The 18,097-nt window shown below is 41.4% G+C and carries 12 protein-coding genes; 5 read left to right on the top strand and 7 right to left on the bottom strand.

Annotation, left to right across the window (positions count from 1 at the left end):
• Positions 1–21: 21 nt before the first annotated feature.
• A complete protein-coding gene (locus LH29_RS09655) occupies positions 22–1,683 on the bottom strand; it encodes a carboxylesterase/lipase family protein (protein ID WP_082063517.1) in 1,662 nt (553 codons plus the stop codon).
• Positions 1,684–1,903: 220 nt separating this feature from the next.
• On the opposite strand from LH29_RS09655, the gene LH29_RS09650 reads away from it, so the two are divergent.
• The 5 genes from LH29_RS09650 to LH29_RS09630 all read left to right on the top strand — a co-directional run bounded on the left by LH29_RS09650 (position 1,904) and on the right by LH29_RS09630 (position 10,073).
• Complete coding sequence (locus LH29_RS09650) at positions 1,904–5,926, top strand: hybrid sensor histidine kinase/response regulator transcription factor (protein WP_045028192.1); 4,023 nt, start codon at positions 1,904–1,906, stop codon at positions 5,924–5,926.
• A 371-nt stretch (positions 5,927–6,297) separates the two neighbouring features.
• On the top strand, positions 6,298–7,308 hold the full coding sequence (locus LH29_RS09645; protein ID WP_045029109.1) for an aldo/keto reductase: 1,011 nt from the start codon (positions 6,298–6,300) through the stop codon (positions 7,306–7,308).
• 298 nt (positions 7,309–7,606) lie between these two features.
• Positions 7,607–8,476, top strand: a complete 870-nt coding sequence (locus LH29_RS23750) for an alpha/beta fold hydrolase (protein WP_052670713.1) — start codon at positions 7,607–7,609, stop codon at positions 8,474–8,476.
• 126 nt (positions 8,477–8,602) lie between these two features.
• Entirely contained in the window at positions 8,603–9,496 is an 894-nt protein-coding gene (locus LH29_RS09635) for a carbohydrate kinase family protein (RefSeq protein ID WP_045028191.1), read from the top strand.
• 202 nt (positions 9,497–9,698) lie between these two features.
• Positions 9,699–10,073, top strand: coding sequence for a DUF2147 domain-containing protein (locus LH29_RS09630; RefSeq protein ID WP_157493626.1), 375 nt, complete (start codon positions 9,699–9,701; stop codon positions 10,071–10,073).
• A gap of 278 nt (positions 10,074–10,351) precedes the next feature.
• On the opposite strand, the gene LH29_RS09625 is transcribed toward LH29_RS09630, so the two are convergent.
• The 6 genes from LH29_RS09625 to LH29_RS09600 all read right to left on the bottom strand — a co-directional run bounded on the left by LH29_RS09625 (position 10,352) and on the right by LH29_RS09600 (position 17,904).
• Positions 10,352–11,473, bottom strand: coding sequence for an aldose epimerase family protein (locus LH29_RS09625; protein WP_045028187.1), 1,122 nt, complete (start codon positions 11,471–11,473; stop codon positions 10,352–10,354).
• 20 nt (positions 11,474–11,493) lie between these two features.
• A complete protein-coding gene (locus LH29_RS09620) occupies positions 11,494–13,161 on the bottom strand; it encodes a ribulokinase (protein ID WP_045028185.1) in 1,668 nt (555 codons plus the stop codon).
• A 90-nt stretch (positions 13,162–13,251) separates the two neighbouring features.
• The gene (locus LH29_RS09615) at positions 13,252–13,935 is read right to left on the bottom strand and encodes an L-ribulose-5-phosphate 4-epimerase (protein WP_045028184.1); all 684 of its coding nucleotides are present in this window, start codon (positions 13,933–13,935) and stop codon (positions 13,252–13,254) included.
• Between the two features lie 17 nt (positions 13,936–13,952).
• Entirely contained in the window at positions 13,953–15,632 is a 1,680-nt protein-coding gene (locus LH29_RS09610) for a sodium:solute symporter (RefSeq protein WP_045028182.1), read from the bottom strand.
• 34 nt (positions 15,633–15,666) lie between these two features.
• Positions 15,667–17,178, bottom strand: coding sequence for an L-arabinose isomerase (araA, locus tag LH29_RS09605; RefSeq protein WP_045028180.1), 1,512 nt, complete (start codon positions 17,176–17,178; stop codon positions 15,667–15,669).
• A 45-nt stretch (positions 17,179–17,223) separates the two neighbouring features.
• On the bottom strand, positions 17,224–17,904 hold the full coding sequence (locus tag LH29_RS09600; protein WP_045028179.1) for an NUDIX hydrolase: 681 nt from the start codon (positions 17,902–17,904) through the stop codon (positions 17,224–17,226).
• Positions 17,905–18,097 lie beyond the last annotated feature (193 nt).

The following is an 18,097-nucleotide window of genomic DNA, read 5'->3' as shown; positions in this document are numbered from 1 at the left end:
ATTAAATTTGAATAGATCATATTAGTTTATTGAATTAGTCAGCTGATATTGAAATGAATTCACCATTTCAATTAATTCCTTATCATGGTTGTATTTTAGTTCGCATTTGTTATCAAAAAGCATGGTAGCGCCATTGTCGGTAGTAAATGGTTCCCACTCGGGAAGATTGCTTGTGTTTGGGTTTCCTGTTTTTGCAAAATTTATCCAGGCCGAGCTCATTTTATCGGCAAGATTGCGGGCCTCCTCTCCGCCACCGGTTAATTCCCGGCAACGCGAAATATTATTGAATACGAAGGGAAGTTCCATACAATGTGTGGAGCGGAACATACCATCCAACACCGGCGATTCCCAGGAGAACAGATAGGTATATACTGGTGCACCCTGCGTATTGTACCTCAATGATGCTTGTTCTAAGGCCTTTGGCCTGAACAGAAAATCTACATCAAGTAAATCTTTAGGTTCATAATTTGGATAGGCCTTTTCAAAAACAGATATAAATTCATCCGTTTTTTCACCATATCGTTGTTTTAGTTCGTTTACTGCTCCTGTTTGATCAATATTTCGCAATGCAGGATTATAGGTACTTGCCGTAAACTCATGTAGGGTAGTTCCCAACAGCAAAGGGATGTCTTTTGATTGTTCAATAGCTTTTAAATCAGCAGGCTGCCAGGGCAATACATTTCCATCAACCGTTGGTTCCCAGCCAAAAAGTAAAGCATCAAGCCCTTCTGCTCCTGCCTCTTCCCGTATTTTTGAAACCGCATTGGTTCCAGCTTCAAGCAATTTTTCATAAGGTACTTTTGCCAATTCATTGATTTGCGAGGCTTTTAAACCCAACTCCTGCATCGTGGCCAAACCGATTTTTCGGGAATATTTGGCTTCCATGACATTTAATAAAGAACCGCTTTGTACAATTGCTTTATCGAATAAACCAGCGGCAGCCGGGGTAGCCATTAGTGTACTAACTTTTCCTCCTCCACCCGATTGGCCGAAAATGGTAACATTCTGCGGATCGCCACCAAATTGTTCAATATTGTTTTTTACCCACTTTAAAGCTTCTACAAGATCGAGCAAACCAACATTTCCTGATTTTGCATATTTCTCGCCAAAAGCTGATAAATCAAGAAAACCCAGAACATTTAACCGATGATTTAACGAAACCAGAACCACATCGCCCTTTTTACACAGTGCTGCTCCATCGTAGGCCGGCAACTCCTGCCCCGATCCGGCAGAATATCCACCACCATGCAACCAAACCATTACCGGGCGTTTTTTCCTGTCATTAATCCCTTGTGTCCAAACATTTACACGAAGACAGTTCTCATCGGCGTAACCATCGTCCCAGTCAAAAGCAAAAGACTGTTCATCCGAATACCAACCCATTCGTTTTCCTTGCGGGCAAACCGGACCATAAGCGCGGCTACTCCTGACTCCTTCCCAGGGAACAGGCGAATGTGGAGGCATAAAACGATCGGCTTCGGCATAAGGAATTCCCTTATATATATAAATGCCATCTTCAATATACCCGGCAACCTCACCTGCTTCGGTTGAAACAACTGTGGAATTGGTCGATGTTGTAATTTCATGATTATTGAAAGCAACTTTCACATTATCCTTAGTCGTAGTACACGACCAAAGAATCAGAACTAAAAAAGTTCGACTGATTAGTTTTACTGGTCCCATAAGTTATTGGTTCAACGTCGTTAAAATTTGACTTTACAATGCTAGGCATTACCGTGGCAAGCAATTTTCCGTTTTGTACTAAGTGCTTTAGTATCTGTTCAATTCCACTTTTCTATTTGTTCAAATTCTTATCTATTTATTCAATCCCGGCAGCACTGAACATAAATCATGAAGGTAGGTGGCGATTATTGCTATTTTTGAACCTCCAGATTGAATTCGAATGAAGAAGACAAGCCTTTTTATACTAAGTATTTTTATCGCGGTTTTTGTTTGGGGAAATTCAAACGAGCTTAGTCAGACTGAAATGAATTTGGTTATCTCAAACGAAATTTCCAATCAGCAGGTAAGCTCATTTGCGGAAGATGGTTTCGGGCATATTTGGATTGCCACAATTCGGGGACTGAACAAATACAATATTAACGAGTATCATCAATATTTTAATACTGATGATTCATTAAGCATTTCGAACAACCGAATACAGCAAATTTATACCGACTCGAAAAAACGACTATGGATAGCAACGGTTGATGGTGTTTGCAGGTATAACGACCAGGATTGTTTTGACCGTATTCCGATTGAAAGTGTAAGTAGCAATGCCCTGTATTTTTTTGAAGACAATGACGGCAAGCTTTTTTTGAACATGAATTTTGAAATTTGTGTTTACAACGAAGAGCAGAATAAGTTTGAACCGGTGATCAGGGAGCTGGATCCGCAGAATTTGGTAACCTCCTGTCTCGTCGATAAATCAAACAATATATGGGTGGTTACTCCCTGGCAGGTAAAATGTTATAACAGTCATAATTACCAGTTAAAAAAAGAGTTGAAACGCGATAAGTACACTACGTTTTCGTACCTCGAAGAAAATGGAAAACTTTGGCTCGCCTCCTGGCAAAATTTGGAGATTTATGATACCCGAACCGGAAAATATGAGGAAGCTCCGCAAGCTATTGCTCAGCATCCGGTATTAAAAGACGCCATTATTTACCGAATGCATCTTTATAATAACTCATCGGTATTAATTCTAACCCAAAAAGACGGGGTTTTCATCTACAACAAATTTACTGAAACCATAATTCACCAATCGGAAAGTGGATTTCCCTTTATCGTGCCCGACTTCGATATCATTTCCATTTTTACCGATTCGCAAAAAAACCTGTGGCTGGGATCTTACGATCAGGGATATAAAGTGATCTACCACTATAAAGAACGATTTAACAACAACCAGTTCCTGCAGTCGAGATTAAAAGGCAAATCCGTACTGTCGGTGGCAACCGACCACGACAAAAATTTATGGATTGTCACCCGCTCAGATGGTATTATGTTGTACCGACACGACAACAACGAAATCCAACATTTCTCGAACCAGGAATTGTATTCATTCTGGGATTCGTTTCAACATACGGCCAGTAGCATTTATATTGGCAGCGACAATACCATTTGGGTACTATCAGATTGGATGTTGCTAAAAATGCGCCTCGAAAACCATAAGTTGACGCTTAAAAAATATTACTATTTCCCCACGGGTTTAATATCGATTACCGAAGATGCCAAAGGTGCTGTCTGGCTGGGCGGCAAGGACCAATCTATATTCGTTCTCAACAAAGGCGAAGAGCAATTCGAGCCATTTCACTTATATGGAAAAGAATATAGTTTTACCCCGGCTTTGTTAACGCTGTCGTCGGGAAATATTTTGGTTGCATCCTTTAATCACGAATTACAATTAATTGATGCAGCTTCAAGAGAAGTTACCCCCATCCCCATCAAACATCTAAATAAAAAAACAGCCTTTGTTCCGGTGTGTCTTTTTGAAGACGCTATTGGCGATGTTTGGATTGGCACAATTAGCAATGGCGTTTACCGACTTTCAACTACTACAAACACCATTGAACAGGTGACTGGTATTGGATGTACCGATATCAGCAGTATTACTGAAGATGTAGCCGGTAATATATGGGTTGGTACTTTGTTTGGGTTAAGTAAATTCGACAGAACTACCCAACACTTTATTAATTATTATGCTACCGACGGAATTGGAGGAAATCAGTTCAACGAAAAGAGTGTTTGCCGGCTTTCGGATAATACGCTGGTTTTTGGAGGAACGCACGGATTAACTTTTTTCAACCCCATTGATATTAATTACAAACAAAATATTCCCCTGGTCTTCGAAAACCTTAAAATACACAACAAAATTGAACAGCCGGCCAAAAGCAAAAGTATTGATAAACACCTGTCGTACAACCCCGATATAACTTTGAATCATAACCAGAATAGTTTTGCCATTTCGTTTTCTGCTATTGATTACGGAGAATACGAACGCCTGAAATATGCCTATAAAATGGACGGTTACGACAATGTTTGGATAGAAGCCAACAGCAGCCGACAGGCCTATTATTCCAACTTGCCGGCCGGAAAATATACCTTTCGGGTAAAGGTATTTAATAACGAAAATACCATTAACGAAACCCAGAACGAGATTTTTGTAAGGATTAAACCGGCACCTTGGTTGAGCTGGCCGGCCCTGTCGCTTTATACCATCCTGTTTTTATTTATTGTAGTACTTGTTGTTCGCATGCAACGTCGTATTAAAACAAATAAAGACAAAGCTTTAAAAGCCCAGATAGAAATTGAACAGGAACATAAGGTGAATAAAATGAACATGAGTTTCTTCGCCAATTTATCTCATGAATTCAGAACACCATTAACAATGATAAGCGGGCCGATATCCATTTTGAGCAACGATGACCATTTGAAAGATGAATCGAAACAAATGATATACATTGTACAACGCAGTGTAAACCGAATGTTGCGGCTGGTAAATCAGTTAATGGATTTTAATAAACTGGAGAACGATACCCTTAAACTGAAGGTAAAAACCATTGATATTATAGCGGAACTCAATCGTACCATCGATATTTTTAAACTGAACGCAAAAGAAAAAGAGATTGATATAAACACCTATGGTTTGGAAGACCGGTTTGTGATGTGGCTTGATCTGGATAAACTGGAAAAGATTGTAAATAACCTTCTTATCAACGCTATAAAATTCAGTGGATCAAAGGGAAAAATAAATATCGCATTCGATGTTGTTTCGCGAGAGAAAATAGCAGATATTTTCCCGCTAACGGTGCAGGATGCCAGCACACAATGGGTAAAGGTTGCCATCAGCGACACAGGTAAAGGTATTCCGGAAGATAAAATGGAGAAAATATTCGAACGTTATTATCAACTCAATAATCAAACAAAAGGATATTACAACTGGGGAACCGGCATCGGGCTCTACTATTCGCGTCGTTTGGTTGAAATACATCACGGTTTTATTAAGGCCCATAACAACGATGAAGGAGGAGCAACATTTACATTTGTTCTTCCGGTATCAAAACAGGCATATTCTCCCGAAGAAAGACAACCCGAGACGGAAAGTCCGCAAAGTGAATATATACCCTATCCGGCTGAGAGAGAATATAAGTTTGAGTCTGCCAATGATAGCAAGCAAAAACAAAAGCTGCTGATTATTGATGACGAATCGGAAATTATTCATTACCTGAAAGCATTGTTATCACCCTATTACGATGTTAATTATAAGTTTGATGCCGATTCGGCATTTAAGGAACTGAATGAAACCGAGCCTGACCTTATTCTCTGCGACGTAGTGATGCCGGGAACCGATGGTTTTACATTTAGCCGAAAAGTTAAAGAGAGTCTTTCGTTTTGCCATATTCCGATTATTCTGGTTACGGCAAAAGCCACAGTAGAAAACCAGGTTGAAGGACTTAACAGCGGCGCCGATGCTTATGTGACCAAACCTTTTGATCCGAATTACTTGCTGGCACTTATCAACTCTCAACTAAGCAACCGAAAGAAAACGCAACGCATGTTGGTTGGTGTTACAAAAACCGAAAAAATTGAACAGGATATTCTAACTCCACAAGACAAAAACTTTATGAGCGAATTGTATAAGCTGATGGAGAATGAACTTTCAAATTCGGAATTGAATATCAACATGATGACTGATGTATTGAAGATTTCGCGAACAAAATTTTACTATAAAGTTAAAGGATTGACTGGCGAAAATCCGGGTGTGCTGTTTAAAACTTACAAGTTAAACCGCGCTGCCGAGCTAATTCTGGAAGGCAACATGAATATTTCGGAGATTGCAGATATTACAGGATTTAGCACACCATCTCACTTTTCGGTTAGTTTTAAAAAACATTTTGGTGTGTCGCCTAAAAATTATCACGGTTAGCAAATAATAGACTTTACATCATTAAACCCGAGGATGATTTTATTCAACATCGCCCCGTGGAAAAGTCAATTTTAAAGGATTCCCCACTATCCCTTGCAAAAAAGAAGGCAAAGTATTAAATTACAGGTATAGAGTTTATTACTCAAAAATTCTTTGCAAATGCAATTCTTTGTTTTCGGAATTTAAATTCAAAAAGCAGTGAAAATTGCAAGATGAATCAGAACAGACATAGGCCTGTTTGCAGTAGAACTAAAACCAACAAATCATGAAGTCGAAATCTGCTATCATTGTCACTCTTTATTTAATGCTCATACAAAAATGAAAGCCTTCGATAGAGGATGACAATTTTGCTAATACAAAAAACATATATCATGAAGTACAATTTATTAGGAAACACAGGATTATACGTGTCAGAACTTTGTTTAGGCACCATGACTTTTGGTGGCCGCGGCATGTGGACAGCTATTGGAACACTGCCACAAGACCAGGTAAACAACTTAGTAAAACAATCGGTTGACGGCGGAATAAATTTTATTGATACCGCTAATATTTACAGTGAGGGCCTGAGCGAACAGATGACCGGACAGGCCATCCGCGACCTCGGCCTAAAACGCGACAACCTGGTAATTGCCACAAAAGTACGCGGACAAATGGGCGAAGGCCCCAATGAAGTGGGGCTGAGTAAAAAACATATTCTGCAACAAGCCGACGAAAGTTTAAAGCGTTTAAACATGGACTATATCGACCTCTACCAGATTCATGGCTTCGACAGACTCACGCCTTTGGAAGAAACGCTAGAAGCACTCGATTCGCTGGTTAAAAGCGGAAAAGTAAGGTACATTGGCTGCAGCAACCTGGCCGCCTGGCAACTGATGAAAGCACTGGGCATTTCGGCACAGCAACACCTGAGCAAATTTGTATCGTTGCAAGCTTATTACACCATTGCCGGACGCGATTTGGAACGCGAACTGGTTCCGCTGCTTCTCGACCAAAAAGTGGGCCTGATGGTTTGGAGTCCGCTGGCAGGAGGATTATTAAGTGGCAAATACAGCCGCGATGCAGAAACAAAAGAAGGCCGGCGGGTAAATTTCGACTTTCCGCCCGTGAACAAAGAAAAAGCTTTTGACATTGTGGATGTTATACGAAAAATTGCTGACAACAAAGGCGTTACTGTGGCTCAAATCGCTTTGTCGTGGCTATTGCATCAACCTGCTGTTACGTCGGTAATTATTGGCGCCAATAAATCCGAACAACTTGCCGATAACTTAAGTTCCGTAGATGTAAAACTGGAAGCCGAAGAACTCGACCAATTAAACGAAGTAAGTAAGCTGGCTCCTGAATACCCGGGTTGGATGATCGAACGTCAGGGCAGCGGCAGGTAAACTTTTTTAGATAAGCTACTTTCGCAACATAGTGTTTAGTAGTGTAGTTGCAGAATAGATAATACTTCAGAAAAATAAAAAAAGAGGGCTGCCAAGTCCTCTTTTTATTTCCTCCCCCGCAGCATTTTCAAAATTATCGACCCATCAATTTAGAAGCAAACAAAAGTATTTCTCCTTCATTCCCTGATGTTGGTTTATTTCTTAAAGACTATAAATTGAACTGAATTTATTATCTTGTTACCATTGAAATCTAACGAATTAGACACAATACTCAATTGTTTCTGACTAAACTACAACTATGAAAAACAGATTCTTCATTTTCACCATTCTCCTTCCGGCAATTTTTCTGGTAATCAGTTGCGGGAATGAAACACCAAAAATCGCAACATCAGACGATGGCGTTTCAATAGCTTTTAGCAGTAAGGGAAAAGGAAAACCCGCCATTATTTTCGTTCATGGATGGACAAATCCCCGAACGATTTGGGACGATCAAATGGAACAGTTCTCTGCAAAATACAGGGCTGTTGCCATTGATTTGGCCGGCTCCGGCGAATCGGGCAATAACCGTTCTGAATGGACAATGAATGCATTTTCAAACGATGTAATTGCGGTAATCGACAAATTAAAACTGGATGAGGTTGTGCTTGTAGGATTTTCGATGGGAGCTGCCGTTGTTGTTGAAACGGCCAATCAAATTCCGGAAAAAGTAAAAGGAGTGGTAATTGTTGACAATATGCAGAATCCGGAAAGGAAATTACCTCCGCAAATGATTCCGGTAGTTGACAGCATGATGATGGATCTTTTAAACAATATGAGCAACGAAAAGCTGGTTGCAATGGGATTCTACAAGACAAATCAGGAAGCTAATTTCGAACGGGTGCTCAGTCTTTACCCTGAAAATGTATCTCAGGTTGGATGGCAGGAATCACTTCACGGAAACATTAAATGGATGAATGAAAACTGTATCGAATCGCTTCAGCAACTGCAGGTTCCGCTTCATGCCATTAATTCGGATATGGAACCAACCGAAGTTGAGATCTTCAAAAAATATGTCCCCGGGTTTAAAGCTAAAATCATAGCTGGTGTTGGTCATCTTGTTTTTTGGGAAAAACCAGGAGAATTCCAGCGTTTATTAGATGAAAGTATTCAGGAATTTATAACGCAGTAATAAAGCATTCAAAGCCCCCGGTATTTTTAAATTTAAGTACCGTTTTAAGGAAACTAAAGACTGTTATTACAGTCGCCCCTTAATACAAGCTGAAAGAAGAGAAGTACAAAATATAGACTAATAAAAATGAATATCACAAATAAAGAAATACTATGTTTTGGAGAGGTTTTGTGGGACCGGCTTCCATCGGGAGCTAAACCCGGCGGCGCTCCCATGAATGTTGCTTTACACCTCAACGCAATTGGCCTTAATGCCGCAATTGCCAGCTCGGTTGGTAATGACGATGCGGGGCAGCAACTCCTTGGCTTTTTGCAAAATTCTGAGGTAGATACCTCATTGATTCAAACCGATGAAAACTTGCCTACCAGTGAAGTTCTGGTTCACCTCGACGAGCACAACAATGCCTCATACGAAATATGTGAACCGGTGGCCTGGGACAATATTCAGCTTAGCGATGAATTAGCTAAAAAAGCACAAAACACAGGTTTGATCATTTATGGTTCACTGGCAGCACGCAAGCAAACTACACGCGAAACACTTTTAAAATTACTCGATAACAATGCTGTAAAATTAATTGATGTAAACCTGCGCCAACCTTACGACAAACAAGATGTGCTGGAACTTCTGTTGGCCAAATCCGACATTGTAAAACTAAACGATGATGAACTACGTGTTTTTGCCGGCTGGAACGGAATTGAGGGCAAAACAGAGGAAGAACTGATAAAATGGTTTGTTCAGCATTACAAGGTAGAGATGCTTTGTGTTACCCGTGGCGACAAAGGAGCAGTCATGTATTATGAAAACAAGTTTTACGAGCATCCGGGATTTAAGGTTAACGCGGTAGACACAGTTGGTGCCGGCGATGCTTTCCTTGCCGGGTTGGTAGCGGCATTCCTGCAAAAGAAATCACATGCAGAAGCGATTACCTTCGCCTGCGCAACAGGAGCTTTTGTGGCATCGAAAGCAGGGGCAACACCGAAATACGACATGGCTGAAATTCAGGCAATAATCAATCAGTGAATAGTAACCTGAATTCGTTTTCATATAAAAACAGTTTCTATAAAAATACCTTTTCTATCGATAAAAATCCCGGGTTCTTCTATTATGTTCCTTCAATAGCGGATTCATAAATAACTTGTTGACAATAATTAAAAATGTAGGAGATCGTAAAAATTAACGATACCAACTACATACCGATTAATAACTTAAAATTTCAAAAACAATGAAAAGAATCTTATTTTCTTCAGTAATGGTATTTATCTTTTTGTTGGGCTTCAGCGCAACAGCAAGCGAAGGTATTACCGGGAAATGGCAAGCATCGATGGGGCCAGACGGCGACATGGTGATTACTTTCGATTTTAAAGTAAACGGTGATCAACTTACGGGAACCGTTGCTACTCCGATGGGTGACCAGGAAATCAGCAATGGAAAAGTTGATGGCAACTCCATCTCGTTCGAAACTAAAATGATGGACTTCACCATTAAACACACCGGAAAACTGGACGGTGAAGTAATTAAATTGAAAGTAGAAATGCCGGAAGGCGGTCCTCAAGGTCCACCTCCGGGTGATGGAATAACATTAAAACGTGTAAAATGAACTACCTCGCAGTGAGCTAACGAGGTATGAACACGGAATTTAGTTAAAAACGATGCAAGCATCGGAGTATTAACTCATTTATCCCGGTACGCTATGCTATCGGGATTAGTTCGACTATCAGATTACAGTTCGTTTCTCTCCTGTAATCTGGGTCTCACTGAAAAAACAAAAAGGAGGTTGAAATCAACCTCCTTTTTTTAGGTTCTTCCTGCCTGCTAAAACAAATCAGAACCTTTAACTAACTATTAATTAACTTAAAACAAAAAATCTTTCGTTTTCTATTCTTCAACACCAAATTTGTAGATACAAACCGAATAGTACTCATCACCCGGATTTACAATAACACTTGGAAATTCAGGCTTATTTGGAGTATCAGGGAAGTGTTGTGTTTCTAAACAAAATGCACTTCTGAAATCATATTTAATATCTTCTTTTCCGGCAGTTCTTCCATTAATGAAGTTACCGCCGTAAAACTGAATACCCGGTTCGTTGGTGTATACTTCCAGTACTCTACCCGACTCCGGGTCAACTACTTTTGCAGCCAATGTGCTTACGTCGCTCTCTGTATTTAAAACCCAGTTGTGGTCATATCCACCTCCAACTTTTAACTGCTCATCATCAGCTTCAACACGTTCGCCAATGGCTGTGGGAGTAGTAAAATCGAATGGTGTTCCGGCAACGGCAGCCAACTCGCCTGTTGGGATTAAACCACCATCAACAGGAGTATAATAATCAGCATTCAGATACATCACATGATCGTTGATAGAAGTTCTTCCACCGTCTTTTAAGTTGAAATACGAGTGGTTGGTAAGATTCAATACCGTTTTTTTATCAGTAGTGGCAAAATATTCAATTTTCAGTTCGTTTGCCGCTGTTAACTGGTATTTCACTTTTACGCTTACAGTACCCGGGTAAGCGGATTCCATATCAGGGGAAACGAGACTAAAAACAACTTCCGTGTCGCTTAACTGTTCGGCATCCCAAACCTGGCGGTGAAAACCATTGGTTCCACCATGTAGATGATTCGCGCCATCGTTTTTCTGCAACTGGTATTCAACACTGTCAATCGAGAATGCAGCACCGCCAATGCGGTTACCGTAACGCCCGATTACTGCTCCGTAAAAATTCTCCGGTTTTTCAACAAAATCTTTACCCGAACCGTAACCAACAATTACATCTGCCAGCTCGCCATTTTTGTCGGGAGCATACAAACTAACCACCCTTGCGCCAAAGTTGGTCAACTGACAAACAAGGCCGTTATCGTTTTTTAGGGTGTAAAGCTCAATGGTTTTCCCATTGTTATCAAACGCAAAATCTTCGCTTGATAGTCCCACTGAGGCTTCTTTCTGCGCACAGCCAAAAACCATTAAAACTAAAGCCATAATTCCTAAGTACTTCATAGGTTCTATTTTTTTGGTTATTAATTCAAATCAAATTCAATAAACTTACCCAGTTTGTTGTATTTCTCGTAAAGCGCTTTGTATTTCTCCACATTTTCAGGAATTGGATGGTATTCCATTTCAAATCCGCCACCCATTTTTGCCTGCGCTTCGCCAAGATTTTCGTAAACACCGGCTACAACTGCTGCTGCCATTGCGGTACCCAATGCACAAGCCTGTTCCGAACGAGCCACTTTAATTGGCATATCCAGTACATCGGCAACAATTTGCATCACCAGTTTCGATTTTTTTGCTACACCACCCAGTGCAATCACGCCATCGATGCGGATTCCTTCAGAAATAAAGCGGTCGTTAATTGCCTTTGAACCAAAAGCAGTAGCTTCAACCAGTGCACGGAAAATACGTGGTGCATCCGATCCAAGGTTCAAACCGATAATTGCTCCTTTTAATGCCTGGTTGGCATCCGGAGTACGACGACCATTCATCCAGTCCAATGCTACAATTCCACTTTCAGCGATTGGAATTTTTTCAGCTTCCTGGCTCAATTTTGCGATAATCTTACCAGAAGTTTCATCGATCAGCTTTTTCTTTGTAGCCTCATCGATCAAATCAGAGTCAGCCAAAATGTTTTGGATTGGCCATTCCAGCAGACGGCGGAACCAGGCGTAAATATCACCAAATGCCGACTGACCGGCTTCCAAACCTAACATTCCGGGAACGATCGATCCGTCAACCTGACCACAAATACCGCTTACCAGTTTATCACCCACTTCTTCAAGCGGTGCGATCAACATATCGCAGGTTGATGTACCCATAACTTTCGACAAATGATAAGGCTCGATTTGAGCACCAACAGCACCCAGGTGAGCATCGAAAGCTCCTACCCCAATTACCACATTGGTTGATAAGCCTAATTTCTTCGCCCACTCTTCGCTCAGTGTTCCTGCCGATACATCGCAGGTATATGTTTCTTTAAACAAACGGTCTTTTAATCCGCTTAACATCGGGTCAAGCTGAGTCAGGAATTCTTCTGATGGCAGACCACCAAAAGCTTCGTGCCACATGGCTTTATGCCCCGCAGCACAGCGGCTTCTTTTTAATGTTTTTGGATTTGTATTTCCGGTAAGAACTGCCGGAATCCAGTCGCAATGTTCCACCCACGAATAGGCTGCACGGTAAACACCTGCATCTTCGCGTGTTACATGCAATAACTTGGCCCAAAACCACTCTGACGAATAAATTCCACCTTCGTATTTAGTGAAATCGATATCCGATTTTTTAGCCAATTCGTTAATTTCTGCCGCCTCTTTTACTGCAGTATGGTCTTTCCAAAGTACGAACATCGCATTTGGATTTTCTTCAAAACCCGGAGTTAATGCCAGTGGTGTACCTTTTTCGTCGACCGCTACCGGCGTTGATCCGGTGGTGTCAACAGAAATACCCACAACATTTTCGGCCACACCTTCAGGAGCTTGTTTCAGCGCCTCTACGATGGTGTACTCCAATCCTTCTAAATAATCTTTCGGATGCTGACGAAACTGGTTGTTTGGCGCATCGCAATATTCTCCTTTTTTCCAACGCGGGTATTCAAACACAACGCTTGCTACCTCTTCGCCGGTCTCTACGTTTACGATTAGTGAACGAACCGAATCAGAACCATAATCCAGTCCAATTGTATATTTTGCCATTTCTTTTGATTTAAAAAGGAGCAAAAGCGGGTGAAGAATTCACTTCTCCACCAACTTTCCGTCCTTGTAATTTTTGTAACTGATGGACAATTACTGTCCGTAGTATGCATTTTTACCATGCTTGCGCAGGTAATGCTTATCTAATAAAAATTGATCGATCTCAGCTCCCGGAGTTAACTGTAAAGTAGTGTGTGCCATTTTTGCCACTTCTTCCATAACTTTTGCGTTATGAACGGCATTGTGGGCACTTGTTCCCCACGAAAACGGGCCGTGGTTATTTACCAGAACTCCCGGAATTGCAACCGGATCAAGTCCTTCAAAAGTTTCTACTATTACGTTTCCGGTTTCCACTTCGTATGCTGAAGCTACCTCCTCCTCTGTCAATTTACGGGTACAAGGAATTGCACCGTAAAAATAATCGGCATGTGTTGTCCCCAACGCAGGAATGCTTCTTCCGGCCTGTGCCCAGCTGGTTGCCCATGCCGAGTGCGTGTGTACAACTCCCGATATTCCTTCAAAAGCTTTGTATAGCACCAGGTGAGTTGCGGTATCGCTCGATGATTTCAGATTTCCCTCAACCACATTTCCTTCCATGTCAACCACCACCATATCGCTGGCTTTCATATCTTCGTACGAAACTCCGCTTGGCTTAATTACCACCAAACCTTTTTCGCGATCGATAGCACTCACATTTCCCCAGGTAAAAATTACCAGGTCGAGTTCAACCAGTTCCAGGTTCGCCTTAAAAACTTCTTCTTTTAACTGTTCAAGCATAATTTATTCTTTTTTATTTACCAGAAGTAGATGTAAAATGCTACTGTCAATCCAAGGATAACAGCGGTATGGAATACATCCCAGCCATTCCAGCTGGCGCGAGTAGCAGCTTTTTGTTCGGGTGTATTGGTTCCGAATACCAAGCCCTGAATTTTTTCGGCACTTGGCGCTTTGGTTAACAAACTTACAACAATAACTACTACCAAACATACCAACAACATCCATCCACAGAAGAACAACCAGTTCATATCGAAGAACAGGCTTTTAAACAAGTTGTCGGCTGCCCCCTCTACGTTCTCGTAATACACTTTGGCACCCAAACGGGTAATACCAATTATAAATCCTGACATCAGTCCCCAGAATCCACCTTCGGCTGAAGCACGTTTCCATGTAATACCCAACAGGAATGCTGCGGCAATACCAGGAGCCAGAACAGATTGCACGTCTTGTAAGTATTCGTAAAGCACATTACCGATACTTCTCATAATCGGAATCCAAAGTATACCCAGAATTACGATTACCACTGTTGCAACCTGACCGATTTTAACAAGCTTTTTCTCCGGAGTTTCCGGTTTGAATCGTTTGTAGAAGTCGATGGTAAACAACATTGCCGAAGAGTTAAACAGCGAAGCCAGCGAACTCATCAAAGCAGCCAAAATACCACATACCACCAAACCTTTAATACCGGCAGGCAGCAACTGGGCCACCAACGACGGGAAAGCAGCATCGGCACTTGGCAAGGTATATAATTCGCCGTTCAGCATAACGTTTCCTTTGGCACTCATTGCATAAGCAATCATACCGGGAATAAGGAAAAGAAATACCGGCAATAATTTCAGGTAAGCACCGAAAATTGTACCCCGGCGGGCATGTGTTTCGTTTTTACCCGAGAGTACTCGTTGTACAATAAACTGGTCGGTACACCAATACCAAAAACCAATAATACTGGAGCCGATTAAAGCACCCAGCCATGGGAAGTCGGCATCGCGGTTGTCCCTTATCAGGTTGATCATACTGTCGCCGTATTCGTTAACCTGAGTAGCACCAGCAATTTCCAGAACCTGATCCCAGCCACCAACGGCTTTTAAACCAAGCACCACAATTACCAACGATCCACCAAGCAGAATCGGCGTTTGAAGTACCGAGGTATATAACACCGATTTCATTCCTCCGAAAATGGTATAAAGAGCAGTCAACAAAACCAGACCGATGGCCGAAATCCAGAAGAAATCGATTCCCCACATGGTTTCGATACCGAAAACCTGCTGGAATACCAATCCTCCGGCATAAACAGTTACTGCAACCTTTGTAAGTACATAACTTACCAAAGAAATAAGTGATAATACTGTTCTTGACTCGGGATTATATCTGCGTTCCAAAAACTCGGGCATGGTAAGCACCATACTTCGTGAATAGAAAGGTACAAACACCCAGCCGAGAATCAGAATCATCCATCCCTGAATTTCCCAGTGTGCCATTGCCATACCACTTGAGGCACCGGCACCGGCCAATCCGATAAGGTGTTCTGATCCAATATTCGAAGCAAAAATCGAAGCTCCAATCGCAATCCACGAGGCATCACGTCCTGCCAGGAAATAGTCGCCTGAAGTTTCTTCTTTCTGACTTAAAACCCAAACGATAATGCCGATAAGTGCAACACCAAACAGGCCAATTACAATCCAATCTAGTAATTCCATAAAAGTTGATTTATTTTTTTGATTTAGTTTCTAATTATAATCCTTTGGCCAAATGATAATAAAGATCGTTCCAACGCAGTTCTTTTTTGAACTCCGAAATGGTAGTGTCTTTATCGATCAATACAAATTCTACACCTGTCATTTCAGCAAAATCTTCCATGTATTCAACGGTTAAGTCGTACGAGAAGCTGGTGTGGTGTGTACCACCGGCAAAAATCCATGCAGCAGCGCCTACTTCGAAATTAGGTTGAGGAATCCAAAGTGCACTTGCAACCGGAAGTTTAGGCAGTTCTTTTGAGTCGATACAGTCCACAGTATTTACGATCATACGGAAACGGTCGCCCATATCAACAACAGTTGCGGCAACACCAGGGCCTGTTTTACTTGTAAATACCAAACGTGCAGGATCGTTTTTACCACCAATTCCCAGCGGGTGAACTTCCAATTTTGGTTTATGATCGGCAATTAGCGGGCAAACTTCCAACATGTGAGCTTGCAGGATGGCGCTCTTCTCACCATCAAAATTCAATGTATAATCTTCAAGGAATGAACATCCTTTATACTCAGGAAGCTCCTGGCTCATGAACCACATCTGACGGCATAAAGCTGCTGTTTTCCAGTCGCCTTCTGCGCCAAAACCGTAACCTTCGGCCATTAAACGCTGCGATGCCAAACCAGGTAACTGATCAACACCTTCCAAATCATCAAAGTTTGTAGTAAATGCTTTTGCACCTTTCTTTTCCAGGAAACGACGTAAACCGATTTCAATACGTGCAGCATGAACAACCTGCGCGCGGAATTCGCCACCTTCTTTACAGTTGTCGGCAAAATCATATTCCTGCTCGTAAACTTTTACCAGCTCGGCAACTTCTTCGTCTGAAACGTTATCCTGAACTTTTACCAAATCACCAATCGGGCTGTAATCAACGTGGTATCCGAAAACTCTTTCCGCTTCAACTTTGTCGCCATCAGTTACAGCAACGTTGTTCATTTGGTCACCAAAACGGATGATCAGCATATCGCGAGAATCGGCAAAAGCAGCAGCAACACGTGTCCAAACAGCAATTTTCTGAACTGTTTTAGGATCTTGCCAGTGACCGACAACCACTTTGCGGTTCATACGCATACGAGCCATAATATGACCGAATTCGCGGTCGCCATGTGCACTCTGGTTCAGGTTCATAAAGTCCATGTCGATTTCGTTCCATGGAATTTCTTTGTTGTACTGTGTGTGTAAATGAAGAATTGGTTTACGAAGTTCCTGTAAACCGTGAATCCACATTTTTGCAGGCGAGAATGTGTGCATCCAGGTAATGATACCAATACAGTTATCATTGCTGTTTGCATCTTTACAAATCCGGTGTATTTCTTTTGATCCGGTTCCTGTAGGTTTAACTACAACTTTTACCGGAATTTCTGTAGATGAGTCAAAAGCAGCAGCAATTTCTTTTGAATGCTCTGCAACCTGCTCCAATGTTTTAGGCCCGTACAGGTGTTGGCTACCTGTTACAAACCATACTTCCATTTCTTTTAATGTACTGCTCATATTATTAGATTTTATTTTAAATGTATATATTACTCTTATATGCTTTTAAACTTTTACAATTCGGTCAAGGCCCCGCTCGGTAACTTCGTTTTTACAGGTATAATAAAAAGCACCTTTTTTTGATTCTGATAAATCTTTTTCATTCAGGCGCTCCAACACATCAAGTGATAATATTTTTTTTCTGAAGTTTCCGGGATCGAATTCACGCTGAAATATAGCTTCGTATAATTTGCGTAATTGAAGTAAGGTAAACTTGTCGGCCAGCAGTTCTTTTCCTATTAAACGATAGCCGGCTTCCTGTTGCAGTTTTACCAGTGCCTGTTCCACCATTTTGCCATGATCAAAGATCATTTCAGGCAGTTCCGATATGGGCCACCAATGTGCACCATTCTCTCTGACACAGGCTTTATCGTGTTCGTCCATTCGCACCAAAGCATAATAGGCAAGACTAATTACCCTTGCTTCCGGATCACGATCAGGATTGGCAAATGCAGCCACCTGCTGCATAAAAATATCTTCAAGGCCTATGGTTTGTTTTAATACGCGCTTGGCGGCATTGTCAGATGATTCTCCATCCTGAACAAATCCTCCCATAAGCGACCACGCTCCTTTTGACGGCTCAAAACCCCGCGGATAAAGCAACAAACAAAGTTCCCCTTCGTCGTACCCCAGTATAACGCAATCAACTGCTACAAAATGCTTCGGATGTTTAGTATAGTGTTTCATAGTAATATTGATGGAACAAATCTATAAAAGTATTTTTAACTTTTATTATTTAAGATCTGACAAAATGTATTTTTATGCTGAAAAACATAAATAAAAATCATTGTCACGCCAAGACCATAACCAGCTCAACAATTTAATTTTCTGAACTTTACAACCCAATCACAAATTACGATTTTATCCTACAACCATGCGG

The sequence above is a fragment of the Draconibacterium sediminis genome, assembly GCF_000949475.1.
GTDB classification, from domain to species: domain Bacteria; phylum Bacteroidota; class Bacteroidia; order Bacteroidales; family Prolixibacteraceae; genus Draconibacterium; species Draconibacterium sediminis.
Note: the sequence above shows the minus strand (reverse complement) of the source record. Positions and strands in the feature narration are given on the sequence as shown.

Excerpts from the sequence above, each read along its gene's own strand:
- LH29_RS09650 (WP_045028192.1), top strand. The coding sequence starts at position 1,904 with ATGAAGAAGACAAGCCTTTTTATACTAAGTATTTTTATCGCGGTTTTT.
- LH29_RS09625 (WP_045028187.1), bottom strand. The coding sequence starts at position 11,473 with ATGAAGTACTTAGGAATTATGGCTTTAGTTTTAATGGTTTTTGGCTGT.
- araA (WP_045028180.1), bottom strand. The coding sequence starts at position 17,178 with ATGAGCAGTACATTAAAAGAAATGGAAGTATGGTTTGTAACAGGTAGC.
- LH29_RS23750 (WP_052670713.1), top strand. The coding sequence starts at position 7,607 with ATGAAAAACAGATTCTTCATTTTCACCATTCTCCTTCCGGCAATTTTT.
- LH29_RS09600 (WP_045028179.1), bottom strand. The coding sequence starts at position 17,904 with ATGAAACACTATACTAAACATCCGAAGCATTTTGTAGCAGTTGATTGC.
- LH29_RS09635 (WP_045028191.1), top strand. The coding sequence starts at position 8,603 with ATGAATATCACAAATAAAGAAATACTATGTTTTGGAGAGGTTTTGTGG.
- LH29_RS09610 (WP_045028182.1), bottom strand. The coding sequence starts at position 15,632 with ATGGAATTACTAGATTGGATTGTAATTGGCCTGTTTGGTGTTGCACTT.
- LH29_RS09645 (WP_045029109.1), top strand. The coding sequence starts at position 6,298 with ATGAAGTACAATTTATTAGGAAACACAGGATTATACGTGTCAGAACTT.
- LH29_RS09620 (WP_045028185.1), bottom strand. The coding sequence starts at position 13,161 with ATGGCAAAATATACAATTGGACTGGATTATGGTTCTGATTCGGTTCGT.
- LH29_RS09655 (WP_082063517.1), bottom strand. The coding sequence starts at position 1,683 with ATGGGACCAGTAAAACTAATCAGTCGAACTTTTTTAGTTCTGATTCTT.
- LH29_RS09630 (WP_157493626.1), top strand. The coding sequence starts at position 9,699 with ATGAAAAGAATCTTATTTTCTTCAGTAATGGTATTTATCTTTTTGTTG.
- LH29_RS09615 (WP_045028184.1), bottom strand. The coding sequence starts at position 13,935 with ATGCTTGAACAGTTAAAAGAAGAAGTTTTTAAGGCGAACCTGGAACTG.